Consider the following 19,570-nt stretch of genomic DNA (forward strand, 5'->3'; position numbering starts at 1 on the left):
TTGCTGAGTTTTGCACCTTGAAGGGTAATGAGTATAGTTAGTTGCATCTTACATAGAGAGAAATAACCATGAAGAAATTAATTACATTTATATTCTTGTCATTTATTGTGTCAAGCTACGCGAGTGCAACTGAGAGTTTAATCTCTGTTGAAAGTAAATACTCAGCCAAAGAAACCGCTGATCGGTTTGCATCGATATTAGAAAAAAAGGGCCTCACTTTATTTGCTCGTATTGATCATCAAAAAAATGCGGCAGGTGTTAATTTAGAGTTGAGAGAAACTGAACTATTTATTTTTGGTAACCCTAAAATAGGCACCCCATTAATGCAGTGTGCTCAACAATTAGCCATTGATTTGCCACAAAAAGTATTAGTATCAAAAGATGCGGATAATAAAGTGTGGTTAACTTATAACAACCCTGAATACATTAAAGAACGTCATGAAGTAAAAGGTTGTGATCCAGTATTTAAAAAAGTATCTGGTGTATTAAACGCCTTAACTAATGCGGCTGCTAAATAACCTTCAAACAAAAATAACAAAAATAAAACACCTCAACATTGGTAATTTAGAGGTGTTTTAAATACCTGCCTAACAAAGTAATAAGCGATAAACAAAGCTCACTATTTCATTAATGGTTATTCTGCTTATAAAAAAGTATATTAATTTATTAGCACGTTATACATTCACTTAAGAAAAATTTATAGCACCATTCTTTACAAAAACAATAATAAATCACTAATAAGGACATTTATGAAACTAACTCATATCGCTTTGATTACCATTGCTTCTTTTAGCTTGAATGCTCAAGCAGACCTACTTGACGATATTCAAGAAAAAGGTGTGTTAACCGTTGGCACAACCGGTGATTACAAACCTTTTACGTATTTTGATGGTAGTAACTACTCTGGTTACGATGTCGATGTTGCCAAGCACGTTGCAGAGCAACTAGGCGTTGAAGTGCGCTTTGTAAATACCACTTGGAAGCGTTTAGTTTCAGACCTAAAAGACGGTAAATATGATATCGCAATGGGCGGAATTACACGCCGTATGTCTCGTCAATTAGCGGCTGAGCAATCTCAAGGTTACATGACATTTGGTAAAGTGTTTTTAGTGGCTAATGGTAAAGAGGCACAATACGATACGTTACAAGAAGTGAATGTACCTAGCGTTAAAGTTGGTGTGAATATCGGTGGGACTAATGAAAAATTTGCAGAGCAGTTTTTAACTAAAGCCACCATTGTAAAGTATGAAAATAACTTAGATGTACCTAAAGCTGTTTCAGCAGGGACTGTTGATGTGATGGTAACTGAAACGCCAGAAGCACTGTATTACCAAACAATAGATAAAACGCTACAAGCGGTGAGAGAAGAAAATCCATTTACTAAAAGCCAGTTTGGTTACTTAATGCCAACAGGTGAGCAACGTTTATTAAATACGGTGAACTTCATTATGGATGAAATGAAGCTAAAAGGTGTTGATGAAACGTTAATGAAGAAAAACTCTTTAATGTAAATGTGAGGTTACCTTTGAAAATGGCTGATAAAATGGTGTTGTTACTTTTTTAATCTAAGCATTTTTTAAATGTACTTTTTAAGCCTAGCTAATTTAGCTGGGCTTTTTTATGGCTAAGCGTTTTTTGTTTTTAGCTTTCAGCTTTGAAGCATTGCTTTAATCCGCTAAGAACTATTGCTGTGTAAATCAATAAATCAATAAATCAATAAAGCTATCTAAGAAAATAGCGAATAAGCATATCTAATAAACATTGCCTATAAAGAATAAAGTGTGAACTCCATCATTTAGCTTGTTTTTTAAAAAAACCTTATTAATATAACAATCAGTTAAACGACTTTATTTATTGTTAATAACAATGAGTAAAGGTCCTTTAGCTAACTCGACTTCAGGGCGGGGTGTAATTCCCCACCGGTGGTATTTTTACAGAATATAATTTTCTAGTAAAAGAGCCCACGAGCGCCTAGCCTTATTAAGTTATTAAGGTAACTTTTGATAAAGCTAGGGTCAGCAGATTTGGTGAGACGCCAAAGCCGACGGTTATAGTCCGGATGGAAGAAGATCGATAATAAATAGATTTACCTTATATTAAAAACAGATCAGGTTAGGCGATGAATGATGTCACCGATTGTTTCTGTTATTTGTATTTTTTGCTTTAGTCGCAGGGCATTTTCCTGTGTCTATTCGCATGGTTAAAGTACCTAAAGTTACCCGTCATCACGCTATAAGTTTACGGAGACTTTTGTACTGTAAAATTTAAGTCTATTTGTTGGATTCTTTAGTGATTAGGTTTGTTTGATCCTATTGAATCATGTTCTTTCCAAGCTCTGTCCTTCTCTCCTTTTTTGTTTAGGAAATGTAATGACAGGTATTATCTTTATTTTTTTCGCGTGCCTACTTTGGGCCGCAGATACATTAATTCGCTACCCCTTACTTTTTGGTGGCTCCAGTGCGCAACAAATAGTGTTATTTGAACACATAATTGTATTTGTTGTATTGATTGGTATTTTTGTATTTAAGCGTCGTAAACCAAGCTTTTTAAGTCGTGGAACCTTACTACCATTTGTTGTGATTGGTGTTTTTGGATCGGCTCTTGGAACATTGGCTTTTACCGAAGCTTTCTATCTCGCTAATCCAACCGTGGTTATTTTATTGCAAAAGTTACAGCCTTTAGTTGCTGTGACCTTAGCGTGTGTCTTATTAAAAGAACAAATCAACCCTCGCTTCTTTTTCTGGTTAGGTATTGCTTTATTGGGTAGCTTATTACTTATTTGGCCAGATTTACAAATACTCTCTACTAGTTTTAAAGAAGGTAATATAGAGCATAACAACAATGCATTATTAGGTTATGGCCTTGCTTTATTTGCTGTGGTTAGTTGGGGATGTGCCACCGTGTTTGGTAAAAAACTTAGCACCAAAGGCTTAGATAGCGTGGACTTAATGGCTGGTCGTTTTAGTTTTGGTTTATTAGGGATGTTACCTTTTGCCTTTATGACACCAACCTTAATCACAACGGTAGAGATAAGTGTTTTACAAAAAATAGCGATACTCGCTTTGCTCTCTGGTGTATTAGGTATGTATTTTTATTACCAAGGCCTAAAACGCATTCCTGCTCATTGGGCAACACTTGCTGAAATGTTCTTCCCTGTTGCCGCTATTTTTATCAATTGGTTATTTTTAAGTGTGGAAATGACACAAGTTCAATTGGTGGGTGCCGTTACGCTAATTGCTGCTAGTACCATGGTGCAACGAAAACCAATGGAAAGAGCGATTAAAACTGCTTAATAGTGGTTGTCTAATAGCGACTGCTTAATCGTTAGATTGTCTACAGTTAGGCTCTTTGAATAACAAAGAGCCTAATACCAATCACAATAAATAGCTTATCTATTTTACTTGTTAAAACAGCCCATTCCCTCGTTGTAAATTTCGTAAAGGAAACTGTCATTTACACCTGGAATTGAACTGTTTCTCCAGCGTGAAATTTAGATGATAGATTTAATGTAATCGATATAACGCATTATTTTAACTACTTTTTTATCCTCAACACTGACTACGGTTTCCTTATTTAAATAATCTTTTTTAGCTTGTCACATCAAGTATTTCAACTTACTTAAGTCGATTATTGTATTTTGCACTGTGTTTGCACATTTAATCGTTATTGTTGGTCAAATTTAATTAATTTGAGCTAAAAAAATGCAACATTATGATGTTAAAGCAGGAGAAATTTTAAAAAAATCGTCTGGTATTCTTATTGCTTTCTCATTAGTTGCATGCGGCTCAGGTGTTGAAACTGCTACTGAAATAACCACAACTATTGACTCTGAAACAGAATCTACTGAGGGTGTTTTATGTGACTACTCATACAGCGAATATAACGATTCAGAGTCAGTACAGGCAACAAGTACTTCTAACTGGAGTTGCAGTAGTAATACTCGTGATTTAGTGGCTAATGGTATTCCTGACCATGATGTCGGAGAGTTTCCGAATGAAGATAATCCTAATACTATTTATGAACAATCAGTCAGCGAAAGCTTTACCTTGGAGCCAGTTGAAACAACAAGTTCGACTACTTTAGGTGGCCCGCGTGGCAATATTGGTGTGGTGTTAAATGGTATTAAAATTGATGCTGGCACTGCTGGTAGTTGTGATGATTCAGGAGACAGTTGTAGTTTAGTTGATAACAGTGGCAACTGGAGCATTGAAGCATTAGGTCAAGATGCATTTGATTTTGGTACTGACAGCAATAATGCGCACGTTCAGCCCGATGGAACTTATCATTACCATGGAATGCCAGAAGGGTTTATTGCACTTCAAGGTGGCGATAGTTCGAACGTGACATTAATTGGTTGGGCGGCCGACGGTTTTCCTATTTACGCGCGTTACGGTTATTCCGACGCAGGTGATGCAACGTCGGATATTAAACTTATCACTGGTAGTTACCAATTAGTCAGTGATATTAGTGATAGTCGTCCATCGACTGATATCTATGCACTTGGTTCATTTTTACAGGATTGGGAATATGTGGAAGGTTCAGGAGATCTTGATGAGTGTAATGGTCGTGTTGGTGTCACTCCTGAGTTTCCTGCTGGGATTTACCATTATTATGCAACGGATAGTTATCCATACTTTCAACGTTGCGTAAAAGGTCAGCTCTAACCTTATTAATAAGCTTTAAATAGCCATTAAAAAATAGATAAGCATCATATTAAAACTAATTGTAAACATCACCTGAAAAATGTGAGAAAAAATGAAGTCCTTGAAAAAAATATTAATAAATGTCGCTAGCCTTAGTCTTTTAACTCTTCCTATGATCGGTTCAGCTCATTTAATGGTTGTTGAAAATGGAACGCTAAACTTTGTTGATGATAATGTTTATGTTGTTTTGTCGTTACCTATCTCAGCTTTTAAAGGGATTGATGACGACCATGATGGGCATGTTTCACTGAAAGAATTTAATGATCACAGAACAGAAATCAGCGCGAATGTTATGCATAATGTTTATTTATCTGACGTGAACAATAAGTTTAATATTGATGGTTTATTACTTAACCCAACTGCATCACATGAAAACACTGCTGAAATAGAGGAATTGACTATTATGGGGCGTTACTCTTTACCAACCCCAGATACCAAGGTGAGCTTTAGTGTAAAACTGTTTAGTGTGCATAAAAAGCTGCAACACTACGACATTACTGCGACTAATAACAAACAAGCGCTTCACAATAAATTTCAACTTAATCCAACAACACCTTCTACGATCGTATTTAAATAATCAATAAACCTGAAAACAGCAGTGTCGTCTCGCTTTGCTTATCCAATATTGAGGTTACTTAGATTAAAAAGCGGAACGAGACTAACGATTAATACTTATTATTTTTGTTCCAATTTTCTAACAAAATAGGGATGTCTTGCGCTTTAACGGGTTTAGAAAATAGATAACCTTGTAACTCTTCACAATCTAATTTCTTCAAAAAATCCCATTGTTCTTGTGTTTCTACACCTTCTGCAATTACTTTTAATTTAAGTCCTTTGGACATCATAAGAATTGCAGGAACAATACTCGCATTTTCTTCGTTATTAGCACAATCATGAATAAATGAACGGTCAATTTTTATAATATCTACGGGTATTTTATGAAGGCAACTTAAAGACGCATAGCCTGTTCCAAAATCATCAATGGCGATTGTAAAACCATAATCAGATAATTGTTGTAAAGTCGTTTGTGCTTTTTGATGATTATCAAAAACTGCATTTTCTGTGATTTCTAATGTAATGGTGCTTGGATCTATTTGTCTTTCTTCAAGTATATTAATGAATTCAGTTGCTAAGTTTTTATTTTGAAACTGTTTTGCTGAAACATTAATAGAGCATTTTAAATGAATGCCTGAACGGATCCATTTTTGTTGTTGTATACAGGCATTTTTAAAAACACGGAATCCAATTTCTTCAATTAAACCAGCTTCTTCTGCTAAAGGGATAAATTCTTGTGGATTAAGGCCATGATACTTTTCTGCAGGTAAACGGAGTAATGCTTCGACACCACATATTTCACCAGTACTACTTTTAACTTGTGGTTGGTATACAAGATAAAAATCATTTTCACGCAGTGCTGTATGCAGAAGGTGACGAATCTTTGCGGTTCGATTAAGTGAATCTTCTAACCCTTGTTGATAAAAAGAAAATTGATTTTTACCACTGTGCTTTGACAGGTACATCGCCTTATCAGCTCTTTGTAATAAAATATCTGATTGTTCTCCATGCTCTGGAAAGAGTGCGATACCAATGCTGGCGCTAATAAAGGCAACTTGTTCTTTAATAGTCACTGGAACTGATAGAGTCTTTACGATTTCTCTAGCAATATCCGCTACAAATTGCTCATGCTCGATATTCGGTAATATCAGAATAAACTCATCACCAGCAAAACGGGCTAATATATCTTCACTTCGTAAACATTTTTTTAATCGCTTACTCACTTCTATTAACAATAGATCGCCACCATCATGCCCTAATGAATCATTCACTAATTTAAACCCATCAAGATCGATAAACAGTAAAGCAAATTCAAGTTTCTGTTGTGTTGATGTTGAGATCATTCTGTTCAAATGTTCATTGAATAACACTCGATTAGGTAAGTTGGTGAGAGGGTCTTGGTATGCAAGCATTCTAATATGCGCTTGTTGTGCCTTAAGCTCTGAAATATCTTTATAAGCGCCACGGTAGCCAATGGTTTTTCCATATTTAATAATAGGGTTACCTGTGGCAAGCAGTACTTTCTCACTGCCATCTTTGTGTTGGTAACGTGTTTCAAGACCTGCTAGCTCATCTTGATTTTGCATCGATTTTATTAGTTTTTGTAGTTCGTCTGTAGAGTGTTTAGCAATAAAATGCGTCATCGGCTGGCCAATAATCTCTTCACGGGAATAACCTAATACTTGTTCGACGCCATCTGAGCTGTATTTAAAATGTGCTTCTGTATCGATTTCCCAAAGCCAGTCTGAGGCACTATGAGCAATGTCACTAAACTTCTTCTCAGCTTCACTTAAGTGATTGACGTGAATCTGATTTTTTAAAGCAGAGGAGAACAGAGTCAGTAGCCCTTCATATATAACACCTTTACGTACAGCAAGGTCTAATATACAAGTACCAATAAAATCTTTTTTAAAAGATAACGGCATAATAACTAAAGCAAATAATAGGTTATCGTTTTTAATATTGGATGGAATTAATTCTGAAGCAGGATAGGGGATTTTAGATATCGCCAAGCGTTGCTTATCATGCATTGCAAATACACAATTCATTTGTGTTTTATCTTCACCTAAGTCTTCAAAAATACTGATATAACAATCATTAAAATGTAAGCCCTGCTGTAATTGCAGTGCTATTTCATCAAAATTGAGCTCTGAATTTAATTGAATGCCGATTTCTCTCATCGTACCAAGCTGTTGTTCTGTTTCAAAGCTACGATAGTGGCCTGCTTTTACATTGCATTGCTGTACTATTTTAAATAGATCACTCGCAATATTGATCGACTTACTTTTGTTTTCAACACGTTCAATTGACTGTATGAGTCGATGATGGATAACTTGCGTAAGTTGACCCCATAAGAATATTTGGTCTGTTTTTAACGTTGATTCTAATAGGTCACTAAAGTACCCAATTAACTGATAGCTTTCATGATTTTGTAAGTCCGTTAGCAGCATTGTTGATAATGTGGAAGCAATATCAGGGGGAGCATATTCTCGTTGATCTGATGGGAGGTGGTTAATGACTTGGGCTAACTCCATTTGAATATTTTCTATTGTTAGCGTTTTTTCAGAATGCTCTGCATTAACTAAGTTAGATGATTGAGATAATTCCATATCAGCTTGATGACACCCACAAGATTGCCTTACGACTAATGACGTTGGCAGCACTGTATTGTCGGTGATGACCTTCCCATCAATAATATCGATTAGTTTTTTAGCCGCATACCATCCCAGATCATAGGTGGGTTCAATAATACTGGTTAGTGGTGGATCGGCAAAAAGGCTGTTCATATTGCCCATACTACCGGTCACGATAATATCTTCTGGTACTTTTACACCTTTCTTTTTTAATGATGAGATGATTGAAATAGCTTGGCTATCGGTACTGACTACAATTGCCTGAGGCCATTCTTGCTTGGGTTTTTCTAGTAGTTCATCAAGCCTTGGTATTGAGGCATTAGTGGACATATCACTGGTGATATACATGCCAGGGTCAAAATGTATTCCATACTGTTCTAGTGTCGCTTCAAAAAGCTGTTTCTTGCGTTGGCTAGAAAGGTGATCGCCTGTTGGCCCTGCAAAGGCAAAACGTTGAACATGATGTTGATTGATCAAATGTGTGACTAAATCTTCAATACCTTGCTGAGGACTATAACCAACATCGAGATAACCTGGGATAGAACTCGTCACCGTGATCACGGGGATATGAGAAAACTGTTCTAAAAATAGCAGTTGTTGTTCCAATGAAATAAAGCGACTCAGTGCGCCCATGGGAATAATTAAACCATCAATGGCATCTTTATCAATTAGCTCAAATATTCGGTCTCGAGACATATTAGTTTTAGCTGGCTTAGCAAACTCTGCCCCACTAAAACAGAGAGTATTATATTGCTGTTGCTGAGCGTAATCCTTAGCACCAAAAATAATACCTTCAGAAAAAGGGGTTGCCATCATATTGGTTAATATTGCGATAGTCGGAAAGTTATTCTTTAGAAGGCTCATCTTCATTTAATGACCTTAAATGAAGATCTGCTTACTTTCTGTTGAGAGTGGTTAATACTCACCATAATAATCATATCTCTATCCTTGAGCTTGTGAATTTTTTAATGAGTCCGTTCTCTTCTTGTGAACGCTTGAACTGTTAACGGAATAAAAGTATCGAGATCATTTTTTAGTGTCATTAATTAAAGTTAGTACGGTATTTACTAATCAACCAACTAATTAACTAATAAATCCACTAAACAGATTTGAAAGCGCTAAACATGACTGGTTTTTAAAAAGGTTAAAATAATAAAATGACTTTGGTTTATATTAACACGAGACTCTGATCGTGGTGCAGATGACAATACAATTAATTCATTACGACTTTATAATGAAAATTTAAAATATATTAATTGTATAAACTTTACTAAACAATTCGGGATTAAGAGATTAAAGTATGAAGTGCATATTTGAATACTAATAGAGGATATAAAATGTTTAGTCATGTAGTACTAGGTACAAATAACATTGAGCAATCAAAGAAATTCTATGATACCACCATGGCCGTGTTAGGTTATCCCGAGGGTGTAATCGATGAAAAGGGGCGTTGTTTTTATTTCACTTCAGAAGGTGTCTTAGGGCTGACTTTACCTATAAATGGCGAACCCGCAACGGTAAGTAATGGCATGACAATAGGTTTTAAAGTAGCAAGTCCAGAAATCGGTAATCAATGGCATGCCGTTGGTGTCGCTAATGGCGGCGTTGCTTGCGAAGAGCCTCCAGGTCTTCGAGTTGGCCCAGCTAAAACATTGTACCTTGCTTATTTACGCGATCCATCAGGCAATAAAATTTGTGTTGCTCATATTTTACCTGACTAAAATGAATGAGTATTAATTAACTTAAATGATGGCGTTTGCCTGACTAAAGTGAATGGGAGTTAATATTGAGTCATTTTTGTTTGAGTCATTTTTGTACTCATTCATTAATTCCCTTTTTTATGGGTTAACTGACAACTTAATAAAAGGATATTGTTTTTATGTCAGAGACTGCATTAAAAAAAATAGAAATATTAACGCAACACCGTTGGTTTGAAGATGCAATGGCAATATTAATCGGCACGAGTTTAGTGTCTTTTGGTGTGGTGTTCTTAAAGCATGCAGGCCTTTTAACGGGTGGTACCGCCGGCCTATCACTTTTAATTCACTACAAACTTGAGATTCAATTTGGTTTAGTATTTTTTCTTATTAATTTACCCTTTTATTACTTTGCGCTTCGTCGCATGGGGTGGGTGTTTACGCTTAAAACTTTTGTTGCTGTATTCCTTGTGTCGACGTTCTCATCGTTACACGGTAAGTTTATTGATATCCAATCGCTCAATGCCGTTTATGCGGCTATCTTTGGCGGCTTTCTGTTTGGTGTCGGGTTTATTATTTTATTTCGCCATAAAGCCAGTTTAGGCGGATTCAATATTTTAGCTTTATATCTACAAGACAAGTATTCGATTAAAGCAGGGTGGTTATTAATGGGAGCCGATTTGACCATTATGTTAATTTCGTTATCTGTGGTGTCGTTTTATCAGTTAGTGTTATCGATAGGATGTGGGGTGGTGTTGAATGTGATCATCGCATTAAATCATCGTAATGATCGCTATAACGTGTGATTCCTAGATTGCAGCTTAAGATCCTTTATCTTTTTCATATTGAGCGTAAAGAATATCAGCAAAATCTAGTTCTGTGATGAGATCTAATACTAGGTCTCTTACTGCATCTGCAAGTAAATCATTATCTGAAGTTAATTCAAAATCATTGAGTGATAAGTATTCAAAAGCAACTGCTAAACCAGTCCTTTTGTTAGCATCTGGTAATGCGTGAGATACAGCAATGCTGGCTGTATATTTTGCTGCTATTTCAAAAACGTCGTCAAGTTGCTCATAAACAATCGCATTATAAATACGACTTAAAGCACCTTGAAGTTTCGAAAGATCTATACTTCCTTTCATTCATTCCTGGTTCTGTTGTCAGAATAAAGGTGTTAATTTCAACAACCCTTTCATACGGAAAGCAAATTATTTCCATTACATGTAAGCCAGTTTCTTAAAGGTTTGAACATGAGTTCTTAAAGCTAATTTTGTCTCTGATTTAATAATTTGTTGTCCTAACGCTCCAGAAAGATCAAGTTCTTTAGTCGCTTTTATTTTAGGGCGGTGCACCGCTTTAACACCATATTTCTCTACTTTAGTATTCATAATTAATATTCTAAATATACAATGAAGTCAATTATACTCGATAATACGTGAAAGCATAATAATTGAACGAGGTTGTTTTTTAACCTGAATAAAAATAAACGTTCATAACGTACTGTTCATACCACTCACTCTAACGGCGATTTTAGCTACTTTCTTCTTTTCGTTATCATTCTAATTATGATCTAAGTGACGTTATAACCGTAATGACTTATTAACGTATCCACCAATAAAAAAAGAGTATCGATTGAAAAGATTATTAATAGTTATTGCACTTATTCCTGTTGCGGTGCTGGTTTTTGCATTCATAAAAGACAGCACCGTAACTGGACTTAACATACTCAATACTGGTGTTTCATTATCGTCAAACATGACGGTACAAAAAGATATCGTTTTTGATACTAACAAAGATTTAAAACTTGATATTTATAGCAACGCCGATTGGCAAAACAATACTAAGCACCCTGTCATTGTGTTTTTTTACGGAGGTGGTTGGAGTTGGGGAGACAAAGCTTACTTTACCTTTGTGGCCGATAGCTTTGTGAAAAAAGGCTACGTTGTTGTGATCCCTAATTACACACTTTATCCTGCAGCAAAATACCCAACGTTTGTTAAAGACGGTGCCAAAGCGGTGGCATGGGTAAATGACCATGTGTCCGAGTTTGGTGGGGATGTTAACAATCTATTCGTCGTGGGACATTCAGCCGGTGCTTATATTGCTGCGATGGTCGCGTTTAATGACCAATATTTAGCGGCTGAAAATAAACCAACGTCAATCATAAAAGCCGTAGCAGGTCTTGCTGGACCGTATAATTTCACACCAAAAGCGCAAGAATATATTGATGTTTTTGGCGAAGAAAATTTCGATGATATGAAAATTCAACATCATGTTAACGGTAATGAACCACCTGCATTGCTTATTCATTCTGAAGGCGATACGACGGTAGGTCTCTTTAATCAAAAATTAATGGTAGAGGCACTGATTGCAAATGGAGATACTGTTGAGACGTTAGTCTACGGGCAAGACATAACACATATAAAAGTGTTGATGAAGTTACATCCGTGGTTTGCAGATAAAGTGGATGTTGCATCTGATATTGATACATTTTTTAAAGGTATAAATACCCAATAAAAAGGGCAAATAGTTATTTCTATTTACCCTTCATAATATTGATTTTTGGTATAACAATTAATTACTTGAGCGCTTTAAGCTTGTGCTTACTTACTTGTACTTACTTATTTGTACTTAGTTAACTGTTTTTAGATAATAACGTGTTTAATAAACCACTTAACTCATATTATTCAGCTGTTTTTGTGGCTAACTCAATGTAAATTTCACGTAATTTTTTCGCTACATTACCCGGCTTACCATCACCTATGGTGTGACCGTCAATTTCAATAACAGGCCATACAAAGGTTGTTGCTGAGCTAACAAATGCTTCAGCAGCTTGGTACGCTTCTTCTGCTGTAAACAAACGTTCTTCAATTTTGATACTTTCTTTTTCAGCAAGTTCAAGTAATGCCTTACGGGTAATACCGTGCAAAATATCATTACTTAACGGACGTGTTACTAATACACCGTCTTGCGTCACAATATAAGCATTGTTTGAACTACCTTCAGTGATATAACCATCTTCGATTAACCATGCATCATCTACTTGTTTTTCGATAGCTGCTTGTTTAGCCATACATGGTGCAAGTAGACCCACTGTTTTGATATCACGGCGTTTCCAACGAATATCTTCAGTGGTGATCACCTTCATGCCTTTCGTTGCTTTGGAGCTATTGAGTAACTCTCGCGCTTGAGTGAATAACACTAACGTAGGCTTCACATCGGTAGGGTAACCAAAATCACGATCGCCAGCGGAGCCTCGGCTAATCTGTAAATAGATGCCACCTTCATTCAGTGCATTCTTTTTAATTAGCTCTTTTTGAATGTTGGTGATTTCTGCTAGTGGGACAGGTAATGCTATTTGTAATTCATTACATGAACGCTGTAAGCGAATCATATGGCCTTCGTTGTCGACTAATTTACCATTAATCACCGCCGTTACTTCATAAACGGCATCGCCAAACAGGAAACCACGATCGAAAATAGAAACCTTAGCTTCATCTTCTTTAAGATACTGACCATCTAGGTAGACAATACGTCCCATCATTTAACCCTCGTAATATAGCGATAATCTGATTCTCGCTATTTATAAAATAGATAACCTAAATTCATTAACTTAAAATTTGGGTTCTTGTTAATGAATTAACCCCAAAGCGCTGCTTGGTAAACCTTCATTAAACTTTCATCAAATTGGATACCTGATTGACGATCCTCAGCCAGTAATAATGGCCCATCAAGATCAACAATTTGAACGTTTTGTGCAACGATAAAAGCAGGCGCCATTGCAAGTGATGTGGCAACCATGCAACCGACCATAACCTGCAATCCGGCTTTCTCGGCTTGTTCTTTTAATACGATGGCTTCTGTTAAACCACCGGTTTTGTCTAACTTAATATTGATCATGTCATAGCGACCAATAATATTTTTTAAGCTACTACTATCATGACAAGACTCATCGGCACAAAGCGTAATTGGGCGAGGTAAATGCGCTAAGGCAGCATCATCACTTGCCGGAAAAGGTTGCTCAATCATCTCAACACCCAATTTTACTAGCTCAGGCACCATGGCTAAGTATTGCTGTTCATTCCAACCTTCATTAGCATCCACAATAATGCGTGCTTTAGGAGAGCCTTCGCGAACAGCCGCAACACGTTCCACATCCCCTTCACCTGCAAGTTTTAGCTTTAGTAAAGGTCTGTGCGCATTTTTAATTGCTGCTGCTTTCATACGTGCAGGTGTATCTAACGATAATGTAAACGCGGTAATAACTGGTTCAGGTTGTGAAACCTCAAGCTGTTGCCAAATGCGTTTGTCTGATTGCTTACAAGCTAAATCCCAGTAGGCACAATCTAATGCATTACGTGCGGCACCTGCTGGTAATAAAGTCTGCATGTCTTGTCGGGTTAAGCCGGCGGCTATCTTGTCTTCTAAAGCAGCCAGTTCAGCAATGACTGACTCGATTGATTCATCGTAACGCGCATAGGGAACGCATTCCCCACGGCCAGTATGTTCACCTTGTCGCAGTTCAACTACAACAACATTGGCATGGGTTCTACTACCTCGAGAGATAGTAAAAGATCCTTCAATAAGCCAGCTTTCGTGTAATAGATTAACCTTCATCACTTAGCCCTTAAATTTTTGCTAATGCTTCAACAATACGACTAACACCTTCACGGAATGGGTCAACTGCTGGCAGGTTAAATTCTGCTTCCACTTTTGCTAAATATTCTGCAGCTGCAGTTTCAGAAAGTTGTGAAGTATTAACCGAAATACCAACAAACTTAACAGCTGGGTTAGTAATGCGCGCCATTGTTAAGTTAAGTTCCATACATGTTTTTAAGTCAGGAAGTGGGTAAGTCGGTAAACCACGCATATGTTCACGTGTTGGCTCGTGACATAATACTAATGCATCAGCTTGTGAACCGTGGATAAGACCCGCTGTTACACCTGAGAATGAAGCATGGAATAATGAACCTTGACCTTCAATGACATCCCAGTGATCTGCATCGTTTGCTGGTGCGATAGTTTCAACTGCACCGGCGATAAAGTCAGCCACAACAGCATCAATACTGACACCTGAACCACTAATCAAAATACCTGTTTGACCAGTCGCTCGGAAACTTGTTTTCATGCCTTGTGCTAGCATTTCTTTTTCAAGTGCTAATGCGGTATACATTTTACCTACTGAGCAGTCCGTACCCACTTGTAATACACGTTTACCAGAGCGTTTTAAGCCATTTGCAACAGGGAATGTTTGTGTTGGGAAACGAACATCAAATAAGTTACGACCTAAGCTATCAGCCAATTCTTTAAGTTCAGGAATATCTGTTAATTTATTGTGTAAACCTGAAGCTAAATCCATACCAGCTTCTAATGCTTCTTTTAAGATAGTTAACCAATTATCTGAAATAATGCCACCACGGTTAGCAACACCAATCACTAATGTTTTAACGCCAGCAGCTTTAGCTTGTGCAATATCCATGTCTGTTAAACTACAGTCAGCTTGACAGTTTTCCATGCGGTATTGACCTGCACAGTATTCTGGATGCCATTGTTTAATACCTTGAGCCACTTTCGCTGCTAGAGGATCTTGTGCATCGCCTAAAAATAATAGGTAAGGTTTTTTAATTTCCATATTTATATTCCCATTGGTAGTAGAGTGTATTTTATTATTGCCTAACGGCTCAGTTGCACTGTTTTAATCATGCTTAGATTCAAATAGTAATGCATCAAAATAATTAGGCTAGCTAGTCTGATAGAGCAGGTTACATGCCAAAAACCAGAATTTTAATTAATTTACCTAAAGCACTTTTCATCTCAGTTAATGTTATTTTGTTATCAATTACTCTAGCAGTTTTGTATTAGTCTATAATGCTTATTTATAGTTGAATTGCAGTTGATTGTTCTGTTGTTGTTTGTTTTGAATATGATGGGTGGTTTTTTGTTTTGTTGTATTTTATTCTCTATTTTTTGCTAAAAATAAATAAACGCTTAAAAATATCAGTATGGCTTTTTAATTAATTGTTGTTTTAAATCTTAAATTTAAAAATCCTTTATATTTGCACCTTCGTGGCGTGTTTTTTATTTCGGTTGTTCATTTTTGGTGCAATATTATTAACGTTTCTTTTTAAGTAATTTAAAAGTGATAATTAAATTAATCGTTAAATAACTAAGGTTTATTTAATGTTTTATCTGGTTTTTTATTGGTTATATTGTGCTGAAAAATAAGTGTTAAGTAATTTATTCCTCTATTCAATAAACTGCTGGTTAATGAGCAACAGGTTAATGATCTGCAGAATTTCCTGTATTGAGATCCTGTTAGTTTACATGTTATTAACGTTGATTTTTCCTTGTATGGGGTTACACACTTTCTATCTGAGTAAAGCTATTCACCTATGACTTAACTCAAAGGTTATGTCACTTTTCTTATTATTTGAATCCAAGTTGTTTTAAGACCATATCCCAAATCCATATTCCTTCAAAATACCCTCTATTGACAAAGTTTACTCCGCTCAGGATAATGCCTCTTTATAAGGTTATGTTATAACATAACAATAAATGGTGTAGTTAAGTTGGTTTTAACTCTTTTTATAAAAAGAGATAAGCCAAGCCTCGATCACTGACTATTAAATTAAATTGAAATGTTACATGGCAAACTGTTCTGGATAACATTTCAGATCTGTTGCTTGTATGGGAGTAAACATGAACGCAATAAACACGGCCTACGCACTCGATATTGATACCGATATTGATACTTGCTGTGAGCAAGCAACAAAAGTTCGACATTCTATTCAGGGCCATGAGCCTCATATTTTCACTGATATCTATCGTGAAGAGGTCAATATCGCTATTTGGCAGCGTAATTTGTCATCAACATTAACAGGTTCTGTCGCCGACTTTTTAACAGAAAAACCAAGGTTTAAAGCGTCGATGACCGTCTCACCGCAAAGTGTACTAAAGAGCATTAGCGAATCGTTAGGGGCTGAAATGAACGAACTCAGTGAAAATATTGCAGAGCTGGTGGAGATGTTTTGTTGTTTGTTTGAACTTAAGCGTGTTGGATTGCGTTTAACCGTAGTTGATAGCGCGATGTGCCCCAAGTTTCATGTGGACAACGTACCGTGCCGTTTAATCACAACCTTTCAAGGTGTTGGCACGGAATGGTTACCTCATCAAGTGGCGGATAGAGAAAAACTAGGCAGGGGAAGTAACGGAAAATCCGATAGTGAATCTGGGATATATCAAAATGAAAGAGAGATACAACAACTTAATTGTGGTGATGTCGCTTTATTAAAAGGCGAACATTGGAAAGGAAATGAACAAGCAGGGCTGGTACATCGTTCTCCTGCATTAGCATCAGATGAACGACGTTTGATATTGACACTTGATTTTAGTTATTGATTCAGAAAAGTGAGATAGTGAGTTTGATGCATTCGCATTGAGTGTTTTTTAGCTTTGGTTCGTCTTTGCTCATCGTGGCACTTTAATTTTTATTAGCAGTATTTTCGCCCTGACGGCGATTCGTGGTTGAAGAGCCAAAACGTAGTTTCGCAGTTTGAATAAGCAGATTCATTATACGAACAAAGAAAAACTATACCGATAAAATGTAAAAGAAAGTCGCCCCAATTCGTTTTTTAATCTACTTTTTTGTAAAACACAGCAATAACAGCCTTCTTTACGTAGCGTTCATACTCGGCATCCATATCTCGAAATGAGCTAACAACGGCAGAGGGCAGGCAGAGCTTAGCCCGCTCATATAACTATGCTGTCTCATAAATCGCTCTATGACTTAGCTTGCTAAAGGCAGTTATTGATTCAGAAAGCGAGATGGGAGGATTGGTACGACCATGTGAGCATCGAATTAATTAAATATTATTACTTGAATTCAAGAAGGCAAAAGACGAAAACTAACCTCGTTATCTTTTTGTTTAATATCGACATTTAATTTTTATTATTTATTCAGAAAAATGAAGTAGGGAGTTTGATACATTTGTATTGAGCATTTTTTTGCTTTGGTTCGTCTACGCTCATCGTGGCACTTTAATATTTCTTAGTAGTATTTTCGCCCTGTCGGCGACATACTTTTTCTTACCAGAAGAATAAAGTAAGCAAAAAGACTGGCACCCAATTCGTTTTTTAATCTGAATAAATAACAGCCTTCTTTACGCATCGCTCATACTCGACATCCATGTCTCGAAATGAGCTAGCAACGGCATCCCTGCCTTAGCCTGCTAAAGGCAGTTATTGAATCAGAAAACGAGATGGGAGTTTGATGTAGCCACTTTAAGTATTGGTTATATATTTAACTATTCCAGAGTATTAATATCCATACTCTGGTGGTGTTTACTCAGCATTAGTTTTACTTTTAAAAAGAGTAAATTGTTTGAATCATGAACAGAGAAATTGTATTTGTTATTGCTTGATGTATTAAATATTTTTAAATAATAATCTACAAGTGGATCATTTTTCGTGCTGTAAACCCAAGAATAAAACTTTCCTAATTCATAGTTTAATTCTTTCACTAATTTTGATTTAGGAGATAAAATCTTGCTGTTTAATAAATCATTAATTAGCATATTTTGTAAATTATATTTAATTTCTGCAATTAAAGGTTTCAAAGACTCTTTATAATCTGATTCGATTTCTTTTAGTTGTATATCACAAACATTAGTTTCAAAAATAATAATTAGATCGTTAATTATCCCATTGTAATAATCATTATTAAGCCTAAGTTTAGATTCTTCTTTTAGTACGTATAACATTTCAAGTGGTTCAGTTTTATCGTGAATAATCTTTGTACATAAGCTTTTTTTAAACTCTTTAAAAATTATATTTATTTCAGATGATATTACATCAAGGTAATTATATCGTTTGATTAGGAACTGAATTAATTCCTGTGAATTTAAATGCATAGTTAAATCTGATTCCCCAACTTTATTGCTATAAAGGTGGACTGTTAATTCACTATTAGACATGTGGCTATCAAAGGGCCAGCTTGCAAACCATCTATTATCTGTATTTTTTAAGTTTACTGGGTGTGCTCCAAAGCATGCTCTAATTGATTTGAAATAGGTATTATCATCTTCGTTATCAAAAAGCCTATTTTTGAAGCATTCTCTATCATTTGGAAAGGGAAGTGTTTTGGGATTAATGAATACTCTGTGAAGTTGAAATATAGATTCAGAAACAAGGTCAATAGATGATATTAATGAGAACATTTGCATTGCTCTAGTGTCAATATTATCACTTTTCTCTGGTTGGCTTTCTAGGTGTCTTACAGAAACAGTTAGCCAATCCATGCATGAACAAACTAAGTTAAATAAATTTTTACCATTTTTATTTTGGTATTTTTCAAAGATAAAATTTGAATTAGAGTTAATTAAATCCCTGAAGTTTGAAATTTTATTAGAGTCTATTGGAATTAACATTATTTACTCATAGCATTATTATTTATTGAAAATAATATCACAAAGCTTTACACACTGGAGACTCAACACTCACCCCTTGCATTTTCTTAACATTAACTACTGTTTTCGTAAGTGTAAACAGGGCATTTCTGCTAGGCTCGGATCCGCACATGGATGCGTAGTCTGAGATGTTATGATTAAAAACAGTCGTTAATATTAAGGTTAAAAAATGAATGGGGTTGGCTTTCTTTGGCCATTTAAAGAATCTTGCTCATTCAGGCTGCGAAACTGCGTTTTGATTCTTCAGTCGCTATTCGCCAACAGGGCAAAAATACTGTGAAGAAAAATGAAACTGTTACGACGAGCGCAGGCGAACCAAGCCTCAAAGTAATTAGTGATTTCACGATTTGATACGAGCCGGTTTCAATACTATTCATCAATCCTTAAAAACTGAACAAAAATCACAGTCATCACATCAACACTAAAAAAAATCAAATTTCCTCTTGAAATCGCTTTAACTGTCTCCATCTATAAAGTATCTAAGTAAGACCAATAACCACTTGTTTAAGAGAGAA

At 36.0% G+C, this 19,570-nt stretch carries 16 protein-coding genes and 1 riboswitch; of the genes, 9 read left to right on the forward strand and 7 right to left on the reverse strand.

Annotated elements, in window-relative coordinates:
- Nucleotides 1-68 precede the first annotated feature (68 nt).
- The 5 genes from SP041_RS04865 (at nt 69) to SP041_RS04885 (ending at nt 5,280) form a co-directional block, all read left to right on the forward strand.
- Nucleotides 69-518, forward strand: a complete 450-nt coding sequence (locus SP041_RS04865) for a DUF302 domain-containing protein (protein ID WP_137297443.1) — start codon at nt 69-71, stop codon at nt 516-518.
- A gap of 231 nt (nt 519-749) precedes the next feature.
- The gene (locus tag SP041_RS04870; RefSeq protein WP_025565897.1) at nt 750-1,511 is read left to right on the forward strand and encodes a transporter substrate-binding domain-containing protein; all 762 of its coding nucleotides are present in this window, start codon (nt 750-752) and stop codon (nt 1,509-1,511) included.
- Between the two features lie 377 nt (nt 1,512-1,888).
- Nucleotides 1,889-2,076: riboswitch (FMN riboswitch) on the forward strand.
- Nucleotides 2,077-2,369: 293 nt separating this feature from the next.
- Complete coding sequence (locus SP041_RS04875; protein WP_025565896.1) at nt 2,370-3,293, forward strand: DMT family transporter; 924 nt, start codon at nt 2,370-2,372, stop codon at nt 3,291-3,293.
- A gap of 408 nt (nt 3,294-3,701) precedes the next feature.
- The gene (locus tag SP041_RS04880) at nt 3,702-4,664 is read left to right on the forward strand and encodes a YHYH protein (protein ID WP_025565200.1); all 963 of its coding nucleotides are present in this window, start codon (nt 3,702-3,704) and stop codon (nt 4,662-4,664) included.
- 91 nt (nt 4,665-4,755) lie between these two features.
- Complete coding sequence (locus tag SP041_RS04885) at nt 4,756-5,280, forward strand: hypothetical protein (RefSeq protein ID WP_025565199.1); 525 nt, start codon at nt 4,756-4,758, stop codon at nt 5,278-5,280.
- An 88-nt stretch (nt 5,281-5,368) separates the two neighbouring features.
- Here SP041_RS04885 and SP041_RS04890 read toward each other — a convergent pair whose 3' ends face one another.
- Nucleotides 5,369-8,761 carry an EAL domain-containing protein gene (locus SP041_RS04890; protein ID WP_025565198.1) on the reverse strand — a complete coding sequence of 1,131 codons (3,393 nt, stop codon included), beginning with the start codon at nt 8,759-8,761 and terminating at the stop codon, nt 5,369-5,371.
- A 467-nt stretch (nt 8,762-9,228) separates the two neighbouring features.
- On the opposite strand from SP041_RS04890, the gene SP041_RS04895 reads away from it, so the two are divergent.
- Both SP041_RS04895 and SP041_RS04900 read left to right on the forward strand, forming a co-directional pair.
- Complete coding sequence (locus tag SP041_RS04895) at nt 9,229-9,612, forward strand: VOC family protein (RefSeq protein WP_025565197.1); 384 nt, start codon at nt 9,229-9,231, stop codon at nt 9,610-9,612.
- A gap of 158 nt (nt 9,613-9,770) precedes the next feature.
- A complete protein-coding gene (locus tag SP041_RS04900) occupies nt 9,771-10,394 on the forward strand; it encodes a YitT family protein (RefSeq protein WP_025565196.1) in 624 nt (207 codons plus the stop codon).
- Between the two features lie 15 nt (nt 10,395-10,409).
- Here the strand turns inward: SP041_RS04900 and SP041_RS04905 are convergent, their stop codons facing one another.
- Nucleotides 10,410-10,733 carry a type II toxin-antitoxin system death-on-curing family toxin gene (locus tag SP041_RS04905; RefSeq protein WP_025565195.1) on the reverse strand — a complete coding sequence of 108 codons (324 nt, stop codon included), beginning with the start codon at nt 10,731-10,733 and terminating at the stop codon, nt 10,410-10,412.
- Nucleotides 10,734-10,808: 75 nt separating this feature from the next.
- Nucleotides 10,809-10,979 (reverse strand): hypothetical protein, encoded by a 171-nt coding sequence (locus SP041_RS04910; protein ID WP_025565193.1) that lies wholly within the window; start codon nt 10,977-10,979, stop codon nt 10,809-10,811.
- Nucleotides 10,980-11,223: 244 nt separating this feature from the next.
- Here SP041_RS04910 and SP041_RS04915 point away from each other — a divergent pair, with 244 nt between their 5' ends.
- A complete protein-coding gene (locus SP041_RS04915) occupies nt 11,224-12,108 on the forward strand; it encodes an alpha/beta hydrolase (RefSeq protein WP_025565192.1) in 885 nt (294 codons plus the stop codon).
- Between the two features lie 166 nt (nt 12,109-12,274).
- Here the strand turns inward: SP041_RS04915 and SP041_RS04920 are convergent, their stop codons facing one another.
- From SP041_RS04920 to dgcN, 3 genes are all read right to left on the reverse strand, one after another.
- The gene (locus SP041_RS04920; RefSeq protein ID WP_025565191.1) at nt 12,275-13,132 is read right to left on the reverse strand and encodes a D-amino-acid transaminase; all 858 of its coding nucleotides are present in this window, start codon (nt 13,130-13,132) and stop codon (nt 12,275-12,277) included.
- Between the two features lie 98 nt (nt 13,133-13,230).
- Nucleotides 13,231-14,208, reverse strand: coding sequence for an N-acetyl-D-Glu racemase DgcA (gene dgcA / locus SP041_RS04925; protein ID WP_037049642.1), 978 nt, complete (start codon nt 14,206-14,208; stop codon nt 13,231-13,233).
- 10 nt (nt 14,209-14,218) lie between these two features.
- Nucleotides 14,219-15,223 carry an N-acetyltransferase DgcN gene (gene dgcN, locus SP041_RS04930; protein ID WP_025565188.1) on the reverse strand — a complete coding sequence of 335 codons (1,005 nt, stop codon included), beginning with the start codon at nt 15,221-15,223 and terminating at the stop codon, nt 14,219-14,221.
- A 1,067-nt stretch (nt 15,224-16,290) separates the two neighbouring features.
- Between dgcN and SP041_RS04935 the strand changes: the two genes are divergently transcribed.
- The gene (locus SP041_RS04935; RefSeq protein ID WP_025565187.1) at nt 16,291-16,989 is read left to right on the forward strand and encodes a DUF1826 domain-containing protein; all 699 of its coding nucleotides are present in this window, start codon (nt 16,291-16,293) and stop codon (nt 16,987-16,989) included.
- A 905-nt stretch (nt 16,990-17,894) separates the two neighbouring features.
- On the opposite strand, the gene SP041_RS04940 is transcribed toward SP041_RS04935, so the two are convergent.
- Nucleotides 17,895-19,016, reverse strand: coding sequence for a hypothetical protein (locus tag SP041_RS04940; protein ID WP_025565899.1), 1,122 nt, complete (start codon nt 19,014-19,016; stop codon nt 17,895-17,897).
- Nucleotides 19,017-19,570: the final 554 nt, after the last annotated feature.

Origin of the sequence: Psychromonas sp. SP041, assembly GCF_000470315.2 — a bacterium.
Taxonomy (GTDB): Bacteria; Pseudomonadota; Gammaproteobacteria; order Enterobacterales; family Psychromonadaceae; genus Psychromonas.